Consider the following 2975-nt stretch of genomic DNA (forward strand, 5'->3'; position numbering starts at 1 on the left):
TCACCGTCCTGGACGTGCCCGCGCGGCACGCCTTCGTCACCGAGATGGTGGGGCCGGAGGATTACGTCAACGCGCAGGCCTTGAACTCCACCGTCCACAACGCCGGCCGGCTGGTCGGTCCAGCGCTCGCCGGCCTGCTCATCGCCACGGTCGGCACCGGCGTGGCGTTCGCCGCGAACGCGCTGTCCTTCGCGGCGGTCCTGCTGGGCCTGGCCCTCATGGATCCGGCCCAATTGCGTCGAACACCCGCCGCCGCGCGGGAGAGAGGCCAGGCGAGGCAGGGCCTTCGGTACGTCTGGCAGCACCCCGAGCTGCGGGTCTGCATGTTCCTCGTCGCGGTGGTGGCCCTGCTCGGCCAGAACTTCCGCGTCGTCCTGCCCCTGCTCGCCCGCGACACCTTCCACGGCGACGCACAGGTCTACGGGTGGCTGACCTCTGCCCTCGGGATCGGCGCCGTGCTCGGCGCCCTCGCCAGCGCCGCCCGTGAGCGGGTGACTGCCTGGTCGCTGCTCGTCTGGACGGGAGCCTTCGGAGCGATCAACACGATCGCCGCGCTCGCGCCGGTGCTGAGCGTCGCGATGGCGCTGATGGTCGGCGTGGGCGTGGCGAACATCTGCTTCAACACCCTCGCGCGTACGCTGCTCCAGCTCAGCGCCGAACCCACCATGCAGGGCCGGGTGATCGCCCTGCACAGCATCATCTTCCTCGGCAGCACCCCGCTCGGCGGTCCGATAACGGGATGGGTCTGCGAACAGTGGGGACCGCGGGCCGGCCTGCTGCTCGCCGGGGTGTCGGCCGGACTCGCCGCACTGGTCGTGCTCCCGCAACTGCGCCGCGCCCGAGCGCTGCGCCCGGCCGAGGACCGGCCGGCCGCCCAGCCCGGCATGCGCCAGACCGGCCCCAAGCGTGCGGCCGATGAAGCCGGCCGTTCAGTTGGTTGACCGACGCGGACAGCTCCTCGGCACGGAGGTCGAGCCCGCACCCGGATCGGGAGGAGGGTCACCCGGGAGGCGTGCCGGCGGCGTCGCCCCCGAACAGGGTCCGCGCCCGGCAGATCACCACGCCGCGATCGCCCTCATCCATCTCCGTGCGGTGCCAGTCGTGGCACGACCAGCACGTCTCGGCGTCGAGCCGGACGCCCCGGACGGGGCAGCCCACGCGGCCCTGCTCGATCTCCAGATGGGCGCGACCGAGCACCCGGTCGATGACTGCGGCAGGCTTCATGGCGCGAGCGTAGGCAGCACGACCGCCGCCCCGGTAGGGCAATTGGTCCTACCTTTATGACCAGCCCGGCAGGCCCTGCCGCACAACCACCCCTGGCGAAGATCTTCCTCGCGCGGACGGTACCCATCAAGGGGGCTAGGTAGTATGGTTAGTCCATTGCTCCGGAGGGAACCCGACCCGAGAGGAACCCGAACGTGCCCAAGGTCATCTTTGTCGCCCTCGACGGGTCCCGACGCACGATCGACGCGGCGGCCGGCGACTCGGTCATGGCGATGGCCGTCAAGAACGGTGTGCCCGGCATCATCGGGGAGTGCGGGGGCAACCTCTCATGCGCCACCTGCCACGTGTACGTGGAAGAGGATTTCCTGGCTCTCGTCGGTCCGCCGAGCGATTTCGAGGACGACCTGTTGGACCTTGGGGTCTCGGACCGCCGGGCCACCAGCCGGCTGTCCTGCCAAATCAAGATCACCGAGGCCCTGGACGGCCTGACGGTCGAGTGCCCTGAAGAACAGCCGTGACCGGCGGAGTACTCGTCGTCGGCGGGAGCCAGGCCGGCCTCCAGGTGGCCAGCTCGCTGCGCGACCACGGCTACGGCGGTCCGGTCACCCTGGTCGGCGCGGAGGCGCAGCCACCGTACCAACGCCCTCCCCTGTCCAAGGCGTTCCTCGCCGGAACCGCGGACGTCACCGCCCTCCACCTGCGCACTCCCGCCTTCTACGCCGAGCAGCGCATCGACGTCGTCACCGGGGAACGGGTCACCCAGGTCCACCTGTCGGCCGCCGGCCCACGCGGCTCCGGCATCGCGCTGACCGACCGCGGTCGCACCCTGGCGTTCGACCAGCTCGCCCTCACGGTGGGTGCGCGGCCTCGACGCCTCGACCTGCCCGGCGCCGACCTCGATGGCGTGTGCTACCTGCGGGTGATCGATGACGCCAGCCGGCTACGAGCCCACCTGACGTCAGCACGTGACGTCGTGGTCATCGGGGGTGGCTTCATCGGACTGGAGGCGGCCGCCGTCGCCGGGTCGGCAGGCCGGAACGTCACGATCGTGGAGGCGGCGGACCGGCTGATCTCCCGCGCGGTGGCCCCCGTGATCTCGGAGTTCTACCGGCAGGCACACACCCGGCGCGGGGCCCGGATACGCCTCGGCGCCGGGGTCGCCGAAATCTGCGGTACGAACGGTAAGGTGACCGGCGTCCGGCTGACGGACGGCAGTCTGTTGCCAGCCGACCTGGTCGTCGTGGGTGTCGGCGTCGTCCCACGAACCGAACTCGCCGTACAGCTCGGGCTCCGGTGCGAGGGTGGGATCGTCGTCGACGAGTTCGCCCGCACGAGCGAGCCGTCGGTCGTGGCCGCGGGTGACTGCACTGTCCTGCCCAACCCGCTGACCGGCGAGGGACTGGTCCGCCTGGAGTCGATGCCCAACGCCGTCGCCCAGGCGCGGGTGGCAGCCGCGACGCTCGCCGGCAAGCCGCAGCCCTACACCGACGTACCGTGGTTCTGGTCCGATCAGTACGACCTCAAGCTGCAGATCGCGGGCGTGCCGGACGGATACGACTCATTCGTCGTGCGCGGCGACCCCGACCGCGAACGGTTCTCGGTGCTGTACTACCGGCGAGGGAACCTGCTGGCCGTCAACGCCGTCAACCTGGCGCCCGACTACCTTGCGGCACGCCGGGCGCTCGCCAGCGGCACGCCGCTCCCGGCCGACCGGGCGGCCGCGTCCGACGTGCCGCTCAAGGAACTGCTGA

General features: G+C 71.2%; 4 protein-coding genes. 3 read left to right on the forward strand and 1 reads right to left on the reverse strand.

Features of this window, described 5'->3' with window-relative positions:
• On the forward strand, positions 1-941 hold a 941-nt coding region (locus ONA70_RS35680), incomplete at its 5' end, for an MFS transporter (RefSeq protein WP_265010883.1).
• Between the two features lie 58 nt (positions 942-999).
• On the opposite strand, the gene ONA70_RS35685 is transcribed toward ONA70_RS35680, so the two are convergent.
• Positions 1000-1224: a hypothetical protein gene (locus ONA70_RS35685; protein ID WP_265010884.1), complete on the reverse strand. Its 225-nt coding sequence runs from the start codon at positions 1222-1224 to the stop codon at positions 1000-1002.
• 194 nt (positions 1225-1418) lie between these two features.
• On the opposite strand from ONA70_RS35685, the gene ONA70_RS35690 reads away from it, so the two are divergent.
• Entirely contained in the window at positions 1419-1742 is a 324-nt protein-coding gene (locus tag ONA70_RS35690) for a 2Fe-2S iron-sulfur cluster-binding protein (RefSeq protein WP_265010885.1), read from the forward strand.
• Positions 1739-2975 (forward strand): NAD(P)/FAD-dependent oxidoreductase (locus ONA70_RS35695; protein WP_265010886.1); only part of this gene is annotated, 1237 nt, incomplete at its 3' end. The genes ONA70_RS35690 and ONA70_RS35695, both read left to right, overlap by 4 nt.

Origin of the sequence: Micromonospora yasonensis, assembly GCF_026013475.1 — a bacterium.
Lineage (GTDB): Bacteria > Actinomycetota > Actinomycetes > Mycobacteriales > Micromonosporaceae > Micromonospora > Micromonospora yasonensis.